This window comes from Nocardia sp. CY15 (assembly GCF_009829295.1).
GTDB lineage: Bacteria > Actinomycetota > Actinomycetes > Mycobacteriales > Mycobacteriaceae > Nocardia > Nocardia sputi.
This window is the reverse complement of sequence record NZ_VUOT01000017.1, coordinates 23,534-44,354: the sequence shown is the minus strand read 5'-3', so window position 1 is coordinate 44,354 and position 20,821 is coordinate 23,534. Positions and strand designations below refer to the sequence as shown.

16 protein-coding genes are annotated in these 20,821 nt (G+C 70.6%); 7 read left to right on the top strand and 9 right to left on the bottom strand.

The features are described 5' to 3' along the window. Positions 1-391: 391 nt before the first annotated feature. Positions 392-3,310 (bottom strand): PrgI family protein, encoded by a 2,919-nt coding sequence (locus GVY39_RS19760; RefSeq protein ID WP_159926672.1) that lies wholly within the window; start codon positions 3,308-3,310, stop codon positions 392-394. Next, positions 3,307-4,824, bottom strand: a complete 1,518-nt coding sequence (locus GVY39_RS19755) for a hypothetical protein (RefSeq protein WP_159926660.1) — start codon at positions 4,822-4,824, stop codon at positions 3,307-3,309. The genes GVY39_RS19760 and GVY39_RS19755 overlap by 4 nt, the downstream gene beginning before the upstream one ends. A 10-nt stretch (positions 4,825-4,834) precedes the next feature. Here GVY39_RS19755 and GVY39_RS19750 point away from each other — a divergent pair, with 10 nt between their 5' ends. Further along, positions 4,835-5,203: a hypothetical protein gene (locus GVY39_RS19750; RefSeq protein WP_159926658.1), complete on the top strand. Its 369-nt coding sequence runs from the start codon at positions 4,835-4,837 to the stop codon at positions 5,201-5,203. Here the strand turns inward: GVY39_RS19750 and GVY39_RS19745 are convergent. Next, positions 5,190-5,579 carry a pilin gene (locus GVY39_RS19745; RefSeq protein ID WP_043704098.1) on the bottom strand — a complete coding sequence of 130 codons (390 nt, stop codon included), beginning with the start codon at positions 5,577-5,579 and terminating at the stop codon, positions 5,190-5,192. The genes GVY39_RS19750 and GVY39_RS19745 overlap by 14 nt on opposite strands. Then, positions 5,576-6,502, bottom strand: coding sequence for a hypothetical protein (locus GVY39_RS19740; protein ID WP_159926656.1), 927 nt, complete (start codon positions 6,500-6,502; stop codon positions 5,576-5,578). The genes GVY39_RS19745 and GVY39_RS19740 overlap by 4 nt, the downstream gene beginning before the upstream one ends. 476 nt (positions 6,503-6,978) lie before the next feature. Here GVY39_RS19740 and GVY39_RS19735 point away from each other — a divergent pair, with 476 nt between their 5' ends. The 6 genes from GVY39_RS19735 to GVY39_RS19710 all read left to right on the top strand — a co-directional run bounded on the left by GVY39_RS19735 (position 6,979) and on the right by GVY39_RS19710 (position 14,743). Continuing rightward, positions 6,979-7,620, top strand: a complete 642-nt coding sequence (locus GVY39_RS19735; RefSeq protein WP_159926654.1) for a hypothetical protein — start codon at positions 6,979-6,981, stop codon at positions 7,618-7,620. 49 nt (positions 7,621-7,669) lie between these two features. Then, positions 7,670-8,686, top strand: a complete 1,017-nt coding sequence (locus GVY39_RS19730; protein ID WP_159926652.1) for a TRM11 family methyltransferase — start codon at positions 7,670-7,672, stop codon at positions 8,684-8,686. Continuing rightward, on the top strand, positions 8,683-11,148 hold the full coding sequence (locus GVY39_RS19725) for a type IV secretory system conjugative DNA transfer family protein (protein WP_159926650.1): 2,466 nt from the start codon (positions 8,683-8,685) through the stop codon (positions 11,146-11,148). The genes GVY39_RS19730 and GVY39_RS19725 overlap by 4 nt, the downstream gene beginning before the upstream one ends. Positions 11,149-11,217: 69 nt before the next feature. Continuing rightward, the gene (locus GVY39_RS19720) at positions 11,218-12,252 is read left to right on the top strand and encodes a replication-relaxation family protein (RefSeq protein ID WP_159926637.1); all 1,035 of its coding nucleotides are present in this window, start codon (positions 11,218-11,220) and stop codon (positions 12,250-12,252) included. 7 nt (positions 12,253-12,259) lie between these two features. Beyond that, complete coding sequence (locus GVY39_RS19715) at positions 12,260-13,264, top strand: bifunctional lytic transglycosylase/C40 family peptidase (RefSeq protein WP_159926635.1); 1,005 nt, start codon at positions 12,260-12,262, stop codon at positions 13,262-13,264. A 30-nt stretch (positions 13,265-13,294) separates the two neighbouring features. Continuing rightward, a complete protein-coding gene (locus GVY39_RS19710; protein ID WP_159926633.1) occupies positions 13,295-14,743 on the top strand; it encodes a cutinase family protein in 1,449 nt (482 codons plus the stop codon). Positions 14,744-14,831: 88 nt separating this feature from the next. Here the strand turns inward: GVY39_RS19710 and GVY39_RS19705 are convergent, their stop codons facing one another. The 5 genes from GVY39_RS19705 to GVY39_RS19685 form a co-directional block, all read right to left on the bottom strand. Then, on the bottom strand, positions 14,832-15,305 hold the full coding sequence (locus tag GVY39_RS19705; RefSeq protein ID WP_159926631.1) for a hypothetical protein: 474 nt from the start codon (positions 15,303-15,305) through the stop codon (positions 14,832-14,834). Between the two features lie 90 nt (positions 15,306-15,395). After that, a complete protein-coding gene (locus tag GVY39_RS19700; RefSeq protein WP_159926629.1) occupies positions 15,396-16,547 on the bottom strand; it encodes a hypothetical protein in 1,152 nt (383 codons plus the stop codon). A 468-nt stretch (positions 16,548-17,015) separates the two neighbouring features. Beyond that, positions 17,016-17,327 carry a hypothetical protein gene (locus GVY39_RS19695; RefSeq protein ID WP_159926627.1) on the bottom strand — a complete coding sequence of 104 codons (312 nt, stop codon included), beginning with the start codon at positions 17,325-17,327 and terminating at the stop codon, positions 17,016-17,018. A gap of 132 nt (positions 17,328-17,459) precedes the next feature. Further along, complete coding sequence (locus tag GVY39_RS19690) at positions 17,460-19,226, bottom strand: VWA domain-containing protein (RefSeq protein WP_236565547.1); 1,767 nt, start codon at positions 19,224-19,226, stop codon at positions 17,460-17,462. A gap of 34 nt (positions 19,227-19,260) precedes the next feature. Next, positions 19,261-20,478 (bottom strand): AAA family ATPase, encoded by a 1,218-nt coding sequence (locus GVY39_RS19685; protein ID WP_159926625.1) that lies wholly within the window; start codon positions 20,476-20,478, stop codon positions 19,261-19,263. Between the last annotated feature and the right edge of the window lie 343 nt (positions 20,479-20,821).

Genomic DNA, 20,821 nt, shown 5'->3' with positions numbered 1-20,821 from the left:
TCGAAAGTCCTGTCTGTTCGTTATTCCAAGATTTGGGGAGCGCGCGGTGCACTATCCCCACCAGTAATGGGGGTGTGTGTCTGGGTTGGGGCTATGCCTGGTGGCCGGATCGCCCGGACATCCGGGTCCATGAACGCTCCGTATCTGCACAGTCGTCAACTACCCTCTCCTCCAACGGGTCTAATGCCCTGCCGGCCGATCCGGTGTGGGTCCGGGGCCGACCCCCACTGCTATCGCGGCAGCGGGCTATTCAGGGCGGGTTACGTCCCAGCCGTATGACCGGACAGCATCGGGTGGACGGCGGTCGGGGTTGTCCGGTGCGGTGACGCGGCGGGCATATACTCGTTGGGCGGGCAGAGTCGAATGGTTCAGGCTGCGCGGTTCTTGAGCATCACCTCCTCCTGCGCATCGGCATCGGTGTCGCGTTCGCCGCGGGGGGCCGTGACTGTCTCGGGATCGTGGGGTCGGTGAGCGGGGGTCGCGGTGCAGCAGCGTCGATTTCAATGTCGGTGTCGCCGTCGTTATCGGCGAGTTCGCCGGGATTGGTGGTGATGAGCGCATTTTCGGCGGGCGAGGCGAGAGACCCGAACACCGCCCGGTCGGTGCCGGTGACCGCGAGCAACCCCGATCCCCGTGCCGCGGAGAGTAGGAACTGCTTCTCGCCGTCGGAGAGCTGGAAGGCGGTAGCGACCTCGTCGATGGCCTGAGGTGCCTGCCGTAGCAGGATTTGGGTCGCGGCGTTGGACACGATCGCGCGCCCCAGCTCCGTCGACAGCACATCAGCGCAATCCTGCGTCGCGACGGTGAGCCCGGCCCAATGCTTGCGGAACGACTTGGCGGCCCGGAACAGGAATTGTGCTCCTGCCTGCTCGCGCAGGAGCAGCCACGCCTCGTCCACGGTGACCATGCGGGGCCGCCGCTGTCCCGGATTCGACACCCGCCGCCACGTAGCATCCAAAACCAACAGATTGCCAATGGTTTTCAGCTCCTCGGGCAGATCCCGTAGCGAAAACACGACTAATCCGCCCTCGGGCTCGGTGGTGGTCGGCCCGTCGATCACGCTGGCATAGGCACCCTCGCCGACGTAGGGGTGCAGTCCGGCGGCCAGCTCGGCACCGGCGGCCGTGCCGAGTCGGGTGAGCTGGTCGCGCAGTCCGCTCAGGGTGGGCGCGGGCCGGGTCCAGGTGGCGGGGTCGTCGGTGATCCCTACGGCGGCGTAGGTGGCGGCCAGCGCGGCATCCAGGGCGGCCCGCTGTGCGGCGGTCTGTTCCCCCAGCAGCACCTGGATCAGCCTGTGTAGGAACAACTTGCGTCGGGTGAGGGCATCGGTGGGGGCGCTGCGGCGGCCGTCGGCTCGGCTGTGGACCTCCAAGTCGAGGGGGTTGATCCTGACTCCGGGTGCGCCGAGGCGGATGTGGGTGCCGCCGACGGACTCGGCGAGGCGCCGGTATTCGTCCTCGGGATCGATGACGACCTGCTCGATCCCGCGATACAGCGAGCGCAGGATCTCTGTCTTGACCAGATAGGACTTGCCCGAGCCACTGCGCCCGAGAACGACGAGGTTGTGGTTATGGGCCTCGGGCCCGAACCGGTCCACGAACAGCAACCCTGCTGCGGCGTCACGCCCGACGAGAACACCCTGCGGTCGGTCGGCTCGGGCGGGATCGGCAGCGGCTAGCTGGGGTGAGTCGAAGGGGAATGCCGCGGCGAGGGCGGTGGTGTCGAAGGTCCGGTGGACCCGGAGCAGGTCGAGCCCGAGGGGCAACGTGGTCACCCAGGCTTGAGCTGCCCGGTAGGACAGGGTGCAGGTGTCCACGAGCAGGCTCGCCGCCAGAGCGCGGACAGCGGCGACCTCTTCGGTCAGTCCGGTCTCCGTCTCGGCGTGCACGGTCAGATACACCCCGACCCGGAACAACCGGGCTTCGGCGCGTGCGACGCGCGCCGACAGGTCGGCGGCATCCTCGACGGCGACGTCGATCTGTGGGTCGGTCAGGCGGCCCCGGCCGAGATCGTGCATCCGGGAGGATTCGAGGCGGGCCTGCTGGCGGCGCAGCCGGGTGGCGGCAGTGGCCGGGTCGATCGGCTCGACGTGCACGGCGACCTCGACTCTGCCCGGGTGAGTCAGCAATGGCGCGAGCCAGCCGGCCGTGACCTCGCGCGGATAGCCGGTAACCGCAAGGGTCGCACTCCAGTCGGAGCCGATCTCGAGATGGCGGGTGCCGATGGTGAGGGACTCCGGCGCGAACCGGTCGAGGCCCTCGGCGAACGGATCCGGTGATCGGCTGTCGGGGTCGGTAGTGATGACCGTGTCTGTGGCGGCGATGTCGGCGGCGGCGGACACCACGCTCTCTGGGTTGGTGCAGCTGGCCAGCACAACGGTGGCGGCGTCGTTGTCGAGGGCGGTCACCGAGATCCCGAGGGGGGAAAGGACATCGGCGGCCTCGGTCATCCGGCGCAGCAACCGGGACTCGGCCGCCCGCCGCGCACCACCCGACAGCACCCGTCCCGCGCGTCTGCGGCTGGGCAACCGAGCCCGCAGTCCGGTCGCGGTCAGGGGCTGGGTCTGTTCGCGCCAGATCAGCAGTACCTGCCGGTGCACCGGGGCCTCGCGGGCAGCCAGTTCGGTGAGGTGATCGGCGTGGTCGAGGGCCGCCGCGGCGAGGTCGGCTGACATCTGGGCGGCGGCGGCGTGCAGGCCGGTGATGTGCTCGGTCAGGTCCAGGCGGGCCGAGCGGATGAGGATTTGCACGGGTTGGCGGAGAGTGTGTAGCCAGCCAGCGAGTTGGCCGACGAGGCTGTCCTGTTCGGTCGGGGTGCGCAAGCTCAGGTTGAGGGTGCCTGCGACAGCGATGGCGGCGAGCCCGTCGGCGCCGAGGTCGATCACCCCGACACCACCACTGCTGCTGGCGGTGACCGATTCCGGTAGTCGAGCCGCCTGCGTTGTCAACGCTGCCGGGGCGGGCATGCGGGGCCGGGTGGTGGTGGCACGGCGGGAGATCCACTTCGGGGCCACGTGAACGCGAGTCCGGACCAGGTGGCGTGGGCGGAGGCGGTGACGGATGGCGGCCACGAGCAGCAGGTCGGCCGACAAGCCGTCGCGGCGGGTGAGCACCGCGACCGCGACGACGACGAACACCAAGGCAGCGGCGACGGCGAACACCGGCAGAGGCAGCAGGGATCGGGTCGCCGCCCAGGTCGAATACAGCAGTACGGCGGTGGTGGCGAGGACAACGAGCTGGCGGGCGGTGAAGGGCCCCAGCAGCCGGTCGGAGCGGTCGACGTCGGCGGGGATGCGCACGATGGTGCTCACTGGAGGGTGCCTCCTCTCGGGGCGCGGGGCGCGCGGCGGCGCACGGGCAGATCGGGCATGGGCAGATGCAGCTGCCGACCTGCCGGACGCGGCGGTGCGGGTGGTTGTGGTGGGTTCGGTGGCGGTGCAACGGGTTTGACCCGGGTGACGGGGAACGGCAGCGGGTACTGGCCGCTGCGCGTCGGGCGAAGACGCGCGTACGGGTCGGCCGGGGTGGGCTCGGTGAAGTCGAAGGCGAGCTGTTGCGGTGTTGCACGGCGACCGGGACGCTGCGGCGGCGGCTCGGGAGCCGGTGGTGATGTTCGGATCCGGCGCACCGGGATCGGGAGCGGGTACTGTCCCCCGGCCCCGGCGCGGATGCCCCGGTACGGGTCGGGCTCACGGAAGTCGAAGGCGAGCTGGCGTCCCCTCGCCGACCGGGTGGGACGTGGCGGTGGAGTGCCGGTCGCCTCGGCCGGTGCCGGGCTGGGTTGCCGCGCGACCCGGCGGACTCCTTCCAGGGGCAGCATGAGCTGCCCGTCCCGTGTCGAGCGCACCCGCGCGTACGGATCGGGCAGCCCATTGCTGGCGGCGGTGCGAGGGGCTCGTGGGGCGCGGGCAGGGCGCGGAAGTCGCCGTGCCGATCCCCCCGACGCGGCGGAGCGGGCACTGCTCGAGGTGGCTCCTTTGAGCATGCCGAGGGTCTTGTAGGCGATGAACCCGCGCCCGATCGACCCGAGGAAGCTGCGACCTTGCCCGATCTCGAGCACCGACAACAGCCACATCGGTGTCTTGATCAACACGAACATCAACGCCAAAGCGACAGTGAGGTCGGCGATCTCGTTGGCGTCGGGGCCGAATAGATGCCAGCCGCCGGGGGTGAGCAGGACCCGCAGGACGGTCACCAACGTCAGCGATTGCACAACCTGGATCGCCAGGCAGGCGGCGAAAGAGCGCCACCACCAGCGGGCGATGCCGTCGAGGCCGGGCAGCCCGTGACACATCAACGCCAGGGGCGCGCCCACGATCAGCAGGATCGTGATCGTGACCCGCACGACGTAGGAGATGAGCAGCACCAGCAGCATCACCGACAGCGCGAGTTGCAGCAGCACGAACACGCCTCGGCTCTGGTTGCTGGTGATCGCCAGCTCGGTCAGGGCGTCGGCGGCGGAGCCGGAGTCGACGCCGTCTCCGGCCAGCGCACCGGCGAGGGCGTTGGCGAAACCGATTCCGCCGGTGGCGATCATCATGCTCAATCCCCCGACCCCGAAGCCGATCACCAGGCGGGGTGCGAGTTCGCGGATCGACCATTGGGTTTGGACGCTCTCGCGCATCATCAACAACGCCCCGGCGGCCATCACGACCAGGACGTAGAGCGCGACCACGATCTGCCAGGACTGATTCCACAGAGTGCCGATCTCGGGTATCTGCCCGGGTTCGGGTGTGGTGAGCAGGGTTTGCGAGAGCAGTTCCAGTAGCGGGTTGAGCGAGGTCTCCACGATGCGCCGGAAGAACCCGTCGACCGCGTTCTCCACACAACCGTTGATGTTGGTGACCCCGCACTCCGCCGAACCCGAGCCCGAGCCGGGTGTCGGTGCCGTTGTCGTGCCGGGTGCAGTCGTTGTCGGCGGGGCCGGTGTCGGGGCGGTGGTCGAGGGCGGTGTCACCCACCGGCGCGGGGTTGTCGTGGTCGGTGGAGTGGTTGTCGAGGCGGGTGTGGCCGGTGCGGTGGTCACCGGCGGGGCCGGTGTCGGGGTGGCGGGTTGGGCGGCGGCCCCGCCGGAACTGGTGAGCGCGATCAGGACCGCGGCGAGCACCGCCGCTGCGCTGGCGGCAGCGATGCGCGCGACAGGTGAGAACCGGGCGGGTGCCGGGGGTGCCTGGGCCGAGGTGGTCACGGTCAGGCTCCGATGATGGACTTGAGCACGGCGACAACAACCGGTGCCAGCATCGCCAGCGCGTATCCCAGGCACGCGGCGCGGAAGGCGGTTTTGGCCTTCTCGATCTCGCTGGGGTCACCGCCGCCGAGCAGATAGCGGGCTCCGGCGATGGTCAAGAACAATGTCGCCAGCCCGGCCAGGATGCCCACCAACCAGTTGCGGGCGTTGTCGATCACCTCCCCCAACGACGAGGCGATGGCCAGCACCTCGGCGTGCGGTGGTGCCGCCGAAGCAGATCCGGCGATCGGTACCAGCAGGACCACGGTCGTGGCCGCGACCGCAAGCACCCGCAGCCAATGCCGAGCCGACCGTGGCGTCGCGTGGTTGAGATGTCCCTGGTTGGTGTTCATGCCGCCACCTGCCCGTGCTCGGTGCTCGACGGTGCCGGGGCTGGCGAGTTCCGGTTCGGCCGGCGACCTCTCCGCGGTGACCGATCCGGTGGTGCGAGGGCGGTGACCGCCGCCGCCTCGACCGGGCTGGTGCGCTCGGGGTCGACGTCGCGAGCGCGGTCGTTCAGCCATGCGAGCAGAGCGCGTTCGGCGCGGGGCCGCTGCTTGCGCAACTTCCACAGCGACACACCACGTTCAGCGGCCAAGGAGGTCAGTGACCGGCCCTCCCACCGCGACGCGGCGATGAGTTCGGCGGCGTCGGCGGAGATCACTCCAGCGGCCACGGCTTGGGCCAGCACCGTCTCGGGATGCCCCGGCCCGGCCCCGATCGCCCGCACCCGCTCCCCCAGCGGGGCCAGGTCTTGGTCGAGGTCTCCCACCACCGTCACGCTGGTTCGCTGACGGGTTGCCGCCTTGAGGACGGCGCGGTAGGCACCCCAACGCAGCCGATGCCAGACTCCCGGCTCGTCCACGCTGACGCGCGGCAAGTGGACCAGGAACGCGGTCAGGATTTCGGACTCGATGTCGTGGCGGGCGGTGCTGCTCGCGGTCACGTACTCGCTGGCGGTCCGCGACAGCATCGGCGCGGCCAGCCCGGCGCACACCAGCATCGCGCCCTGCTCCTTGGCGCGGACTCGTTGCAGCAGCCACACCCAGATTGCGTCGACCTCTGCCATCGGGGTGGCCGGGTGCCACAGTCGCTCGCGCAACTGCCCCCAGGTCCGCACCGGGGTGGCGGGGTCGGGCTGCGAGGTCGGCACCGGGCGCGGGTGGGCAGGCAGGGTTTCGGCGGCCATCCGGTCGAAGCCCGCCCACACCACTGCCATCGGCGAGTCCGGCTTTCCGCCCGGTCCTGCATATGTCGCGACGTGTGAATTAGTCACTACAGATCTCCTTGTTCGGTCGAGAACTTCCGACCTCGCAAGGACACCTCGCGCCCATATCCGAAACGCACCCAAACCCTATCCAAACCACACCCAAAACATATCTGAAACATATCAAAGTCACATCCTGGGCGGGTTGGCGAATATTTCGCTACTGTCCGCCACGCCCCCAGCGGGACGCCGGATATCCGTGCGGATAGGAGCATCTACCTGGACTTTTGAAGCTGCAGATAGAGTCGGGATATGAACCGGATATGTTTCAGATAGGGTCCGGGTACTGCACCTTCCTCCCGTCGGCAACCCGGCACAAAAATTCTTCAAAAAAAATTCAGAACCCCCAGGGAACGGACCGCCTTCCCGAGGCCAATTTTCGACCTCAGGAAATTCTCAGAAAAATATCGGGTAGCCGTGTCCCGATTTCGGCTTTTCGGCGGAAGTAAGCGAGTACACACCGCTCTCTCGCTCAGGAGGCCGCAATGCCTGCCAGCTCCCGCCGTCCACGCTCCACCGCCGCCGTGGCGATCCCCTCGACCTTGTGGGCGCTCGGACCCGAACCGCTCGATCCCACCGACCGCTGGCCCGACCGGGCGCTGGTTCACACGATCACCGAATTCTCCGCGCCCGGTTCGCGAGTAATGCTGCTCGGTTGGCCCGCCCCCGTCACCCGAGGGGCATTGCGGATCATCGAGACCGACACCGTCGCCGCACTGTCCACGATCGGTGATCTGGGCCGCCACGGACTCGACGCCCCCACCGACCGAACCTGGCGCGGTGAGCCGGTGGATCTGGTCGTCGCGAGTCTGCTCGCCGATCACCTCGACCCGATCGCCGCCGCCGAGCACATCACCGCGCTCGCGACCGAAGTCCTCGCGATGGGCGGGTTGCTGGTCGTTTTCTCCCGCTGCCGACACAGCAACTCCGGGATCCTGTCCGACCCGGCCGGTTCGGTGGTGGCTGCTGCGCAGGCCGCCGATCTGCTCTACCTCCAGCACATCATCGCCGCCCCCATCTCCGGGCAGATCGTCACCGCGACTCCCGCCCCGGCTCCCTCGGGCAACGCGCGCCACGCCATCGCGCACACCGACGTCTTCGTCTTCCTCCAGCCCGCCCATGGCTGAGCCCACACGCCCTCTGCCCCACCGGAACTCTCACGCGAAGGACGCCCCGATGACTCTCGAACCGACCGCCACCGCCACCGCCACCGCCGACGTGGACTACGGCACCCCCGCACCCACCGGCCCGGCCGTCGCACCGGTGTCGGTATGGGCCACGGCCCAGACCGCGCCCACCGCGCAGCGCCGGGGGCGCTATCACCCCGACAGCACCGCCCATCCCGCGAAGATGTTCCCCGCCATCGTCGCCCACGCCGTGAACACCTACACCCAGCCTGGGGACCTCGTGCTGGACCCGATGTGCGGGATCGGCACCACCCTCGTCGAGTCCCTGCATCTGGGTCGCCGCGCGGTCGGGGTGGAGTACGAGGGCCGGTGGGCAGAGCTGGCGCGCACCAACATCGAGCTCGCCCGCGACGCCGGGATCGATCTCGCCGCAGAGGTCTACCACGGCGACGCCCGCAAGCTCGGCGAGCTGATCCCGGCAGAGCTGCGCGCCCAGGCGAAGCTGGTCATCACTTCCCCGCCCTACGGCGACAGCTTGCACGGGCACGTGCGCGCCAACCGCAAAGAGCCGGTGCTGAAGAAGAACCACCGCTACGGCCAGATCCTCGACCGAGGCAATCTCGCCAACGTCGGGCTCGGCAGACTGTTGAGCGGGTTCACCAAGATCCTGGCCGGGGCCGCCGAATACCTCGCTCCGGGCGGGTATGTGGTGATCACCGCGCGGCCGTGGCGGCAGCACGCCGAACTCGTGCCGCTGCCCGCCCACCTCTACACCTGCGGCGAGCTGGCCGGGCTGGTGCCGGTGGAGCGGTGCGTGGCGCTGCTGGGCCGCCTCACCGAGGGCCAGCTCATCGCCCGCAGCTCGTTCTTCCAGCGCGACTTCATCGTCAAGCAGCGCGCCGCCGGGCTGCCGATGCACCTCATCGCCCACGAGGACGTCATCATCCTCCGCAAGCCCGAAGCCGAGGAGGCAACCGAACGCCGCCGCGCGGGCCGTTTCCCGTTCGGCAGCACGGCAACTTTGCCGAACGCCGAGATCACCGGCCCGGGATCGGTGGCCGCGTGAATCCCGAGCAGGGATGGCTGGGCCGGGCGCTTCTCGCGCCCGGCCGGGCCGTGGCCGACCTCCGCCAGACACTCGAACACGCCCTCGTGTCCGCCGATGCCCTGTTCGTGGTCGCAGCCGGTGTCGCGGTGCTCGCCGCGGTACGGCTCGCGGTTCGGTGGCGGCTAGGCCGGCTGAGTGCGTGTGCCCGCCAGATCACCGTGCTCACCCCGCCCTCGGTCGACGCCAAAGGCGCACTCACCTTCTGGGCACACCTGATCGGCCAGCTGCGCCCAGTGTGGGCGAGGACGCTGCTGGGGCAGCCTCATCTGGGGTTCGAGTACACCGTCACCCCTGAGGAAGGGGCGGCGATCCGGCTGTGGGTGCCGGGCGCGATTCCACCCGGGTTGATCGAGCGGGCTGTCGCCTCGGCGTGGCCCGGCGCGCATACCGACACTGCCGAACCCGCCCGGCCTCCACTGCCGAACCCGGTCAAAAAGATCCGGCGGGTCGTGGCCGGAGGCGAGCTACGCCTCGGGCGCCACGAGGGACTCCCGTTGAGTACCGATCACTCCGGTGATCTGGTGCGCAACCTGATCACCGCCGCCGACGACCTCGCCCCCGGCCACGCCGTGTGCGTGCAGATCCTCGCCCGCCCGGTCACCGGCCGCCGCGTCGCCCGCGCCACCCGCTCCGCGGCGAGCACCAGCAGCCGGACCGGTGCCGCGGCGGGACTGCTGCGCGAGGCCCTCGACCTCCTCACGCCCGGCTCGAGCAGCCCCCGCGCCTCCCGCACTGCCACCGGGGTGGGAAGCGCGCGGGCCACCGACCGGCAGACCTCGCTCGAATACAGCGCCGCCGCCCGAGCGGCAGCGGCCAAAGCGCGAGGGGCGCATTGGGAGACGGTCGTCCGCTATGCCGCCTCGATCCCGGTCTCCACCGACCCCTCCGAGATCGACTCGACAGCCGAAGCGCGGGCGGTGGCGCGGGGGCGAGCCGACGCTCTCGCCACAACGTTCGGGGCGTGCACCGATCACAACTTCTACCGGCGTCGCCGTCGGCTTTTCCGCCTCGAGCGGTTGATCCGGGAGCGGCGTCTCGGGCGTGGGGATGTGTTGTCGGTGCCCGAGCTGGCCACGATCGCGCATCTGCCCACCGACGATGGGCTACCGGGCCTGCAGCGCGCCGGGGCTCGCGCGCTGTCCCCGGCCCCGGAGATCCCCGTCGGTGGGGAGTTCACGAAGCCGTTGGGGATGGCCGACACCGGCACTCGCCGCCCGGTCGCGGTCAAAGTCAGCGACGCCCGTCATCACCTGCACATCCTCGGTCCTACCGGTGTCGGCAAATCCACGCTGTTGGCGCGCACGATCCTCGATGACGCCGAGGCGGGGCGCGGGGTGATCGTGATCGACCCGAAAGGCGACCTCGTCACCGATGTCTTGTCGAGGCTGCCGTCTCGCATGGGTGAGCGGGTCACGCTCTTCGACGCCGACGCATCCGGTGCTCCGCCGTGTGTGAATCCGCTGGACATCGGCCGGATCGGGCGCGCGGTGATGGATCTCGCGGTCGATAACCTGACCACGGTTTTCCGCCGGATCTTTCATCAGTGGTGGGGGCCGCGCACCGACGACATCATGCGCGCGAGCCTGCTCACTTTGTGCGCGCAGCCCGGGACCGCGACCCTGGCCGACCTGCCCCGCCTGCTCACCGAGGGTGCGTTCCGCTCTCGGGTCACCCGCACCACCGCCGATCCCGTCCTGCGCGGGTTCTGGGACTCCTACGAGCAGCTCTCCGATACCGGCCGCGCCCAGCTCACCGGCCCTCTGCTGAACAAGCTGAGGGCGTTCCTGCTGCGCCCGTTCGTGCGCGCGGCCATCGCCGGTGGCCCTTCGACCGTGGACTTCGGCTACATCCTCGACCACGGCGGCATCTGCCTGGCCAGATTGCCGAAAGGCTCACTCGGAGAGGAGACCTCCCGTCTGGTCGGGTCACTGCTGGTCGCGCGGACGTGGCAGGCGGTGACCGCGAGAGCCCGGGTGCCCGCCGCCGACCGACCTGACGCCGCGCTCGTGCTCGACGAGGCGCAGAACTTCTTGAACCTGTCCACCCCGATCGAGGACATGCTCGCCGAAGCCCGCGGACTCCGGCTCTCCTTGCTACTGGCGCATCAGAACTTGGGCCAGCTCTCGCGCGAACTGCGCGACGGCATCTCGGCCAACGCGCGCAACAAGGTGATCTTCGCCGTGTCGCCCGACGACGCGCGCGATCTGGCCCGCCACACCGACCCGTGGCTGTCCGAGCACGACCTGTCTCACCTCGACGCCTTCCACGCTGCCGCGCGCCTGCTGGTCGACGGCCGCAACGCCCGACCTTTCACCCTCACCACCCGCCCCCTGGACCCACCGATCCCCGGGCGCGCCCGTGAGATCGCCGCCGCCGCCCGCACCCGCCTCACCGGCTCCCGCCCCGACCGCGACGAGTGACCCGAGCACCGACAGCTCATCCCCGCCAACCGCCTCCGCCCGTTCGTCCTGAGAAAGGTTGTGCCACCGATGCTCTCCCGCCCTGCCCAGCAGGCAGACAACCGCCGACCCCGCCCCGACAACCGGCCCCGCCCCCGACCGCTCGGCAGCACCGCACTCGTCTCGCGCCTGACCGAGCGCGACCGCTGGATCCTGCGCATGCTGCACGAACACCGCGTCCTGACCACCAACCAGCTCACCAGCCTGGCCTTCCCCACCCAGCCCATCGCGCTGCGGCGGCTGAACCTGCTGCACCGCTACGGCGTCGTGGACCGTTTCCGGCCGTGGCGGACCCAGGGCAGCGCGCCGATGCACTGGGTACTCGCACCAGCCGGGGCCGGCGTCCTCGCCGCCGAAGCCGGAATCACGGTGCGCGAGCTGGGCTACCAGCACCAGCGCGCTCTGGCCATCGGCCACAGCATGCACCTGACCCACACCCTCGGCGTCGCCGAATGGTTCACCGCCCTGATCGCCCACCCCGCCCTCGACCAGCGCGGCGAACCCGGCCAGCTTGAGGCGTGGTGGTCACAGACCCGCTGCGAGCGCCTGTGGGGAGACCTCGCCCGCCCCGACGCCTTCGGCCGCTACACCCACACCGACACCGTGCTCGACTTCTACCTCGAGTACGACCTCGAAACCACCACGGCGCTGTCGCGGGTCGCGGCCAAACTCACCGGCTACGCCGAGCTGGCCCGCACCACCGGCGTCATCGCACCCGTACTGCTCTGGGTGCCAAGTATCGCCCGCGAGACCAAAGCCCGCGCGGCGCTGCACCGAACCTGGGAACGGCTGCCCGATCCCGAGGCCGTGCCCGTGGCAACGGCCGCCGCCGAACTCCTCACCCCCACCCATGAGGCCAGTCCCGCCGACCAGGTCTGGCTGCCCCTGGACGCCTACGCCGCCAACGCCTCTCGCAGGCGACACCTGCACCACCTCGCCACCACGTGGCCTCGGCGCACCCCACCCGACGCCGACATCGAACCCGAACCGACCTGGGCACCGCAGGGCGGCATCGTCACCCTGTCCCCACCACCCCCACAACCACCGACCTACGAGTCCTGGTGAGCTAGCGATGCTGGTCAAGGCACTCGGGGCAGGATTCGGCGCGTTCGTGTTCCTCACGGTCGTCATCGCGACCGTGGTCAGCGCCGTCGTGGTGTTCGACCACGCGCTCACCCCACCCGCCCCGGGAGCCTCGACCGGCACCGGCTCGACCCCGAGCACCGAAGCGGTGCAGGACATCCCGGCCGAGATGCTCGTGCTCTACCAGGCCGCTGCCGGGGACTGCCCCGGCCTGGACTGGAGCGTGCTCGCCGCGGTCGGCAAGGTCGAGACCGACCACGGCCGCTCCACCCTGCCGGGAGTGTCCTCGGGCGAGAACGCCTCCGGAGCCGGTGGGCCGATGCAGTTCCTCGCTCCCACCTTCGACTCCGTCGTCTCGAGGCATCCCCTGCCCGCCGGTGGCGCGAGCCCGCCCTCGCGCTACAACCCCTCCGACGCCATCCATGCCGCCGCGTTCTACCTGTGCGACTCCGGCGCACCCGATGACCTGCGCGCCGCGATCTGGGCTTACAACCACGCCGACTGGTACGTCGACCAGGTCCTCGACCAGGCCGCCCGCTACCGCGCCACCGACACCTCAGGCGGCGACTGCCAGACCGCCTCGCCGCCGAACCCTGCTGCTGCACAGGTGGTCTCGTTCGCTTGTGCCCAGCTCGGCTTGCCCTACGTGTGGGGCGGCAACGGGCCTGACGTGAATGGCGGCTGGGACTGCTCGGGACTGACCCAGGCCGCCTACCGCGCCGCCGGGATCTCGATCCCGCGCACTACCTACGACCAGGTCCACACCGGCACGCCGGTATCCGAAGACCAGCTCGCCCCCGGCGACCTCGTCTTCTACGGCACCGCCGCCGACGTCCACCACGTCGGGATCTACCTCGGCGCAGGCCAGATGGTGCACGCACCCACCTTCAACGAACGCGTCCAAGTCTCGCCCTACCGGTGGAAAAGCGACGACTTCTACGCCGCTAGGAGACCCACACCCACCCACGACGATGGCTCCCGCGCCGCCTCCTGACCATCCCCCTCGCAGGAATGGAGAAACCCGATGCACCACAACAACTCCCGCCTCCGCCGCACCGCCCGCGCGGCGCTGTGCGCGGCTATCGCCGCGACCACCGTGACGGCCGGTGTCGCCGCCGCAGAACCCACACCCGACCGCGCCGGTACCCCGTGCCCACGCTGGACCGCACAGCTGGCACCGGGCACCTACGAGACAAACCCCACCACCACCGGAGGGTCGGCACCCGGCATCCTCACCCTGCTCGGGGAGTCCTTGACCGCCCGCTACGGCAGCGACATCGAGATCCGCACGCTCGCGCCCTCCCCTGGTACGGGATCGGTGAGCGGAGCCGACCTCACCGCGGCGGTGTCGGGGCTGTGCTCGGACACGCGAGTCGTTTTGGCCGGCTACGGCCAAGGCGCCGAGGTCACCGGCGACCTCGCCACCACCCTCGGCAATAAGGGAGGCCCGATCCCAGCCTCCCGTGTCCTGGCCGTGGCACTCGTCGCCGATCCGCGCCGCGACGCCACCACCACTCAGCTCGGCACCCCGGTCTCCGGGCAGGGTGTCACCGGGCCACGCTCGCAGGGCTTCGGCGTGCTGAGCGACCGGGTCCGCACGCTCTGCCTCGAGGGCGACAGCTACTGCTCGACCACCGCCGAGTCGTCTCCGATCCTCGCCGCGGTGAGCCGCGCCCTCACCACCGCCGCCTCGGCCACCTCCACCCCGGCCCCGACCAGCACCGCCTTGCCCACTACCACAGCGAAAGCCCGCGCCACCACGACAAGCACACCGATCACCAGCTTCGGGTCGGCCTCGACCGGGCAGATCAGTGCATCCCAGGTCCTCGCCCAGGTCGTCACCGTCCTCAACGGGCTCACCAGCTTCACCGCGAATGTGCCCGCGATCGTGGCCGACCTCGCACAGCTGCCCGGCCTGATCACCGCCGCCGACGTGCGCGGCGTGCACCGCGTCTCGGGGGACCTGAACAACCAGTTCGCCCCGCTGGTCGAGCTGGCCGATGGACTCGACCTGCGGCTGGTGGCGCGTGCGCTGGCGTTGGCCGCGCCGCTGGACACGACCGGGGTCGCGACGATCGCCGCTGAAATCGTCGGTGTCCTGGCCGGACTCGACATTTCCCGCATCGCCACCGATGTCGGCCGCGCTCAGGAGATCGCCTGGACCGCCGTGGAATCCCTCGCCGGTGGTGACCCGGTGGCGGCGGTGTTGGCGCTGACCGGGCTGGCACCGGTCGCCGCCGATCTCGTCTCGGCCACCGCCGCAGCGTTCACCGGCCAGCAGTTCCCCACCCTGACCAACACCTACACCGCCACGACGGCCGGAACGGGCACAGCGGGCAGCGCCACCGGCACGGGCACCGCCGTTCCGGCCGCCCAGGATGGCCACACGGCCACGTTCGACGCCACCGGCTACAACACCGCCGCCCCCGTGCTGACCGACTGGATCACCCAGGCCATCGACCGCAGCAAGTAGCCCGCGCCGTCCGGCACGGCGCACAGAAAAACGGCCCGTGGTGCCGAGCGATTGCTCGGCACCACGGGCCGTTTCAGCGGGTAGGCGGTCAGGAAATGATCGGCGGCACTGCGCGCGGCGTGAACGCGGGCGGGGCACCCTTGGCGCGGAACCGCCACGACGGCAACGGCGTGGGCGCGGCGTCGATCTGCCCACCGCCGCCGCTGTCGCCGCCGTCGCCGTCGCTGGTGGTGCCCTGGTCGATCAGCTCGTTCAGGGTGGCCACGACCACCTCGCGGGCGGCGGTATCGAGGTCGCGGTACAGGGTGCCGGTCAACGGGCCGGTCATGATCCGCACCGCACCGGTGTGCGGGAAGAACTCGCCGTCGGTCGTCACCTTCTCGTAGCGCAACGCGATCGGTACCCACGGCACCAGCGAGGCCAGCACGGGCATTTGCAGCTCACGCACGGCCGTGTCCGCGATGGCGATCCACAGCTCCAGGCTGTCGGGAGCGTGGCTGGAATCGGCGTACACCCGGTACAGGGCCGAGGCGAGGACCTTGGGGGTTGGGGTGGAGTACATAGTCGAGCACCTTTCTCAGAGGTTAGATTGAGAGGGCGGTGTCGGACTCCCCGGAGCTACGATCTCCGGGGATTCCGGCATCGCCCGTTGTCAGGACGCGAGGGTGAACTTCTTTGGGGCCGTGCTGGTCTGGCGCGCGGTCCCGTGCTTGGTCAGGGTGACCAGGGCGTTGTGGACCGCGCCGCTGGACCGGGCCAGGGCTTTGCCGATCTGGTGTGGGGTGAACTCCTTTCCGGGGTTTTCGCGCAAGTGGTCCTCGACCTGTCCCCGCAGCGCACCAGCGGGCAGGCGTTCCACCGTCGACTCCGGGTCCGCCGCAGCGCCGTCGTCGGCCGCCGCCGGGGGTACCGGGGCCGGGGTGGCGGGATCGTCGCCTGTGGGGGCAGCTACCGCCGTCTCTGGGGTGGTGTCGGGGGCGGGGTCGGTCGGGGCCGCCTGCTCGGCGGGGGTGGCCGGTTCGGGCGCGGTGGGTTCGGCCGCGATGGATTCCGGGGTCGCCGGGTCGGCCGGTGCGGTGGCCGCCGGTTCGGGTACGGCGGGCTCGGGCGCGGCCGGGGCCTGTTCGGGTTTCGCTCCGGCGGTCCAGTTCTTCCCGGCCCCGGGCTTGCCCGGATCGGTGACCGCCCACACTGCCCCGGCGAGTTCCCATTCCGTCAGCAGATGCCGCGCGGGGATGGTCCCGATGGCTGCCATTTCCGCCAGCTCGGCGGTGGTGCTGCCGGGATGGGTTTCCAGGGCCTCCCACAGCGCGCGTGCTTCGGCATTGTGCAGCGCGGGCACCTCCGCCGCCGACACGGTGGCGGGTTCGGTTGCGGGCCCGGCGGTGTCGGGGTCCGGTTCGGCCGATGTGAGTGTCTCGGGCGAAACCGGTTCCGGCGTGGCGAGTTCGGCGGGGCCCGGGTCGGCGGGCGCGGCGGGGGCCGGGTCCGGTTCGATGGCAGCGGGTGCGCCCGCGCCCTGGGCCCAGGTCTTGGCGGCCCGAGGCGAATCGGGGTCGGCGTGCGACTGTGCACACCCGGCGGTTTCCCACTGCGACAGCAACCGCCGCGCGGTGGACAGTCCGATCCCGGCGATGTCTGCCAGCGCGGCGGTGGTGCTGCCGGGATGGGCCCGCAGCGCCGCCCACAACGCGCTGTCGCTGTCGCGGCGCAACACCGGCACCACACCCGACCGCGAACCACGTTCCGGGGCAGGCGCGGCCGTTTTCGTAGGGGCGCTGGAGGCGTTCTTCTTTTTGGACATGGGGGTTCCTTCCAAACAATGGGTTTCGGTGAATTCGGTGATGTCCCGGTCGGGACGGAATCCGCACCGATCGGGGCGATTCCCCAGGGGGTCGGTGCCGTTTCCGGTTCCATGACCGCTCGATAGGGCGTGTGATGTCAAGCGCAATGTGGAAAATAGTTCCGGCCCCGGATTCCTCTCTTCCATTTCTGGAATGCGAACGGCACGAGAGGAATTCGACCCGCCACTATTCATTTGCGCGAGACCAGGTGACTCACGCCGGCGACCTCGCCGCAGTGCCGCAGCGGACGAGGACACACTCCGGAGCACGCGGCCGGTTGCGGGTCGCGCCCGCTACCGCGTTGCCACTGAGTTTGGCTCCAGGTTTGGATGACGCCGTCCTCGTCGTGACCTTGGGTGTTCTTCATCAGGCGCATGAGGGTTTCCTGTTCGTGGGCTGAGTTGGGGTCGGTTGTGTCGCTAGCGGGCTCATCGGGTGAGGCGCTCGCGCAGGGGGCCGGTGGTGCGGTCGAGCCACACACTCGCCCCGTGCCCGCGCCCGCTCCGGCGCACCAGGTCGACGGCACCGGTGGCGTAGGCGGCGATGTCGTCGGGGTGCACGAGGTGAATACGCGGGGCGGCATAGCCGCCCGTACCGCCGGTCACGTGCGCCACGGTGTACATGCCGCGCTCGTCGTGGGGGCCGGGGGCGTAGATGATGAATTGATCGCCGGTGATGGCGTTGGCGATCACGTAGATCGGCTCGAGGGCGGCGGTGGTGGGGATCGCGGGGTCGGGCATGGTTCGCCTCCTGATCGTTGCCGCCCCGGTCGGGGCGGGGTGGGGTTGGTGGTGATGGTCGGGCCGCGCCGGTGGCGGTGACGGCCCTGTCCAGGTGCCCCGGGCGCGGTGCGCGCCCGGGGCACCCGGGGTCTAGGCGGCGCGTACGGCGGCGGTGGCGGCGCGGCCGATGGCGGCGGCGGTGGCGGCCGGGTCGGTAACCAAGTGCAGGGTCACTCCGTCCAGCGGCTCCGGCTCGCTGTCGGCCGGTGCCAGCCACAGCACCGCGCATCCGGCCGCGCGCAGCGCGTTCACGCGGGCCTGGGCACGGTTACGGTTGCGGCCTTTGTATTGGCCGTCGGAGATGATCACCAACAGCCGGGTCGCGCCGGGCCGGGCCAGGTCGAGGGCACCGTCGAGGGCCTCGACAGCGGTATCGATGGCGTGGAGGTAGTCCGGGCAACTGAATTCGGTCACCCTCACCGGGGCGGTGCCCGGGTAGGTGATCGGTTTGACCGAGGCCCCGAACGTCACGGTCGCGGTCTGGGCGGGCATGGTGGCCAGCTCGGCCGCGCGGGCGATTATCCACGCGGCCGAGGCCGCCGGGGCGGCGTAGTTGCCCATCGAGGAGGACACGTCACACGCGACACCGACTCGCAACGGCGGCACCGGAGGCGTTTTGCGGGTGGTGCGGGTGAACGGTTCGGCGGTCGGAATCGCCCCGGCGGCGCGTTGGGCCTCCCGGGCCAGCGCGCCGCGCATCCGCAACCGGCCCGGCGGCAGTGCGGAGGTCGTTTTCACGGTGGTCCGTTCGCGGGTGGCGGCGGTGTTGAGGGCGCGGGCCAGCACCCGCGCGGCGGTGTGCTCCTCTGGGCGGGCGGTGCGTGTGCGTCGCGTGCTTGCCGTCCGGCCCCGGCTCGACCCGTCACCGAACACCTTTCGTGCTTGCAAGGCAGCGTCTTTCGCGGCGCGTTCGGCAGCCTCCCGGGCGGCGGAGGCGATCTCGGCGGGGTCGGGGTCCACCGGCGAGGCGGCGACCGCGTTGCCGATGTTGGTCACGGTGTCGCCGATCGCGGCCCCCAGCGGCGAGGACGGCACGGGGTCGGTGTGGGGGTCGGGGCCGACGATATCGAGCCAGCGTTGCCCGAGCTCGAGCATGGCGGCGGCGTCGGTGTCGGCCACGGTGTGGGCCTCGCGCCAGATGGCGCGCAACTGGTCGAGGGTGTCGGTGCCGAGGATGGCCTCGATCGCGGTGGCGGCGGGCGCGACCTCGGCGGCCTCCAGGATGCCGCCGTCGAGGCGGGCCAGGATGAGCGCGGCGTTGCGGGCGGCGTTGTAGCGGGTTGGGGGGATCTGGGCGGCGGCGATCGCGCCGCCGTTGTCCCCGATCACGATCTCGGTGGTGCTGGCGCGCAACCAGTGCCGGTCGTCGGGGCGGCGGCGGACCTGGGCGGCCTCGATCCGTGATTCCTCGAGCAGCATGGCGGCCTCGACCACCCCCGGGTGCGCCACCGGCGGCGGGTTCCACGCCGAATGTTTGGCGTGCGCGCACTCGTGCACCAGCGCGCCCCACACCGCCGGGTAGCGGTTGCGGTCGCTGTTGCGTTCGGGGTGGGCGGTGGCGGGGTCGATCTTGAGGCGGGAACCGTCGAGTTCGATGGCCGCGAGCCCCGGCACGAACACCGCCGGGTTCCCGAACGCGGCACCGGGGGCGATGCTCACGGTCAAATCGTCACGGTCGGCGATCGGCGGAACCTCGGCGGTCATCGCAGCGGAAAGGGTGGCCCATCCCCCGGTCACCGGCACCGACGCCGGGGCGGGGGTGGCAGGCGCGGCGGGGGCCGCCCCCGCCCCGGCGGCCGGGGCGGAAGCGGTGCCGGTGCCCGGGGTAGCGGGGGCGGTGATCACGTGGCCGGTCATGGGGGGCAATACCTTTCGTAGGCGGGGTGGGTGGTCAGATGCGAGGGCCGAGGGCCAGCGGGGCGTGGTTGGCGCCGTACACGCTGCGCACCACGGCGGCCACGATGGCCCGGTCGTCCTCGGGCGCGGCCCCGATCAAATTGGCGGCGGCCGTGGCGGAGTCGGTGGCGGCGGCAATCTTGCGGAACGCCAGCAGCTCGCGCAGCTGCGGTGCCCACCCGACCTCGCCCTTTTCCTGCCGGGCGGCCAGCTCCCGCGCCACCTTCACCGCCCGCCGCTCCACCCCGAGCTGGGCGGCGAGGTCGTAGTCGCTGCCCACCTGCACCTGGAACGCGAACCGGCTCGCCAACGCATCGGACAAGATCGCCCCGTGCACCCCCGGGTTGTGCCCGGCCACCACGAAGAACCCGGGCTCGGCTTTGACCACCTCGCCGCCGTGGGCTTTGATCACGATCTCGCGGCGGCCGTCCATGGCCGGGTACACCACCGACAGCACAGTCGGCGGGATCAGGGTCGCGTCATCAATGAACAGCACCCGGCCCTCACGCATGGCCCGGACCAGCGGGCCGTGCACGAAAACGAAAGTGCCATCCGGGTTCTGGGTGTACTCGCCCACCAGATCGGCGACCGTGGTGTCCCCGTCACCCTGCACGGTCAGCAGGTCCCCGTAGGCGGCCTCGATGAGCGAGGTCTTCCCGGTTCCGGGCGGCCCGTACAGCAGCACCGGCACCTCGGCCGCGCGCATCGTTTGCAACACATCGACATCGGCGCGCCCAGCCAGCTTCCGCACGTGGTAGTCCTGCCCGTTCGGCCGGGCCACCGTGTTGCCGGTGCGCGCCGGTGCCGCCGGGGCGGCAGGAGTGGCCGGGGCGGCGGGAGTGTTGTTCTTCTTGGGGCGGCGGCGGGCCGGTTTCGCCGCCTTACTGGCGGCCGGGGCTGCCGGGATGGCAGGCGCGGCCGGTGCCGGGGCGGCAGCGGTCGGGGCGGCGGTGGCCGTGGTGGCGGTGGCGCGGTAGCGGCGCGGGGCCGCCGAGGTGCGTTCGGCGTGCCCGGCGGCGGTCAGCGATTCCAGCGCGTTGCCGACCGCGCCGGACGACCGGCCGAGCCCGTTGGCAATCTCACGCGGGGACTGTTCGCGGGCCGGGTCGGCGGCCAGCGCGGCGGCAACCATGCGGCGGAGTTCGCCGTTGGGCAGGCGACCGGCGGCCGGTGCAGCGATAGTGGCGGTGGCGGTGGCGGGTGTGGTGGGCATTGCGACTCCTGCAATTCCGTTCCGAATTCGCGCCGGTTTTCGGCATACGTGCGGCGTGGCCGCCATTCGGATTTCTGCGAATTTCCCGGCGAATTCCGGGAACGTGGTCGACGCTAGCTCGACCTCGAACAGCCTCACAACCCCGAGAAAGGCTCAATTTTCCGGAATTTTTCCGGACAACAGCGAATCCGTCTAGGCAATACGGAAACGCGGCGCGCACATGCACTCGCCAGCCAGGCCACGCCTCGGCCAGTAAAGCCCGGGAAGAATGGATAGATAATGATCAATAGAAAAAGGAGAACGAGGTGATAGGAGGAGGCAGGCGACCGGGTAGTCAGACACA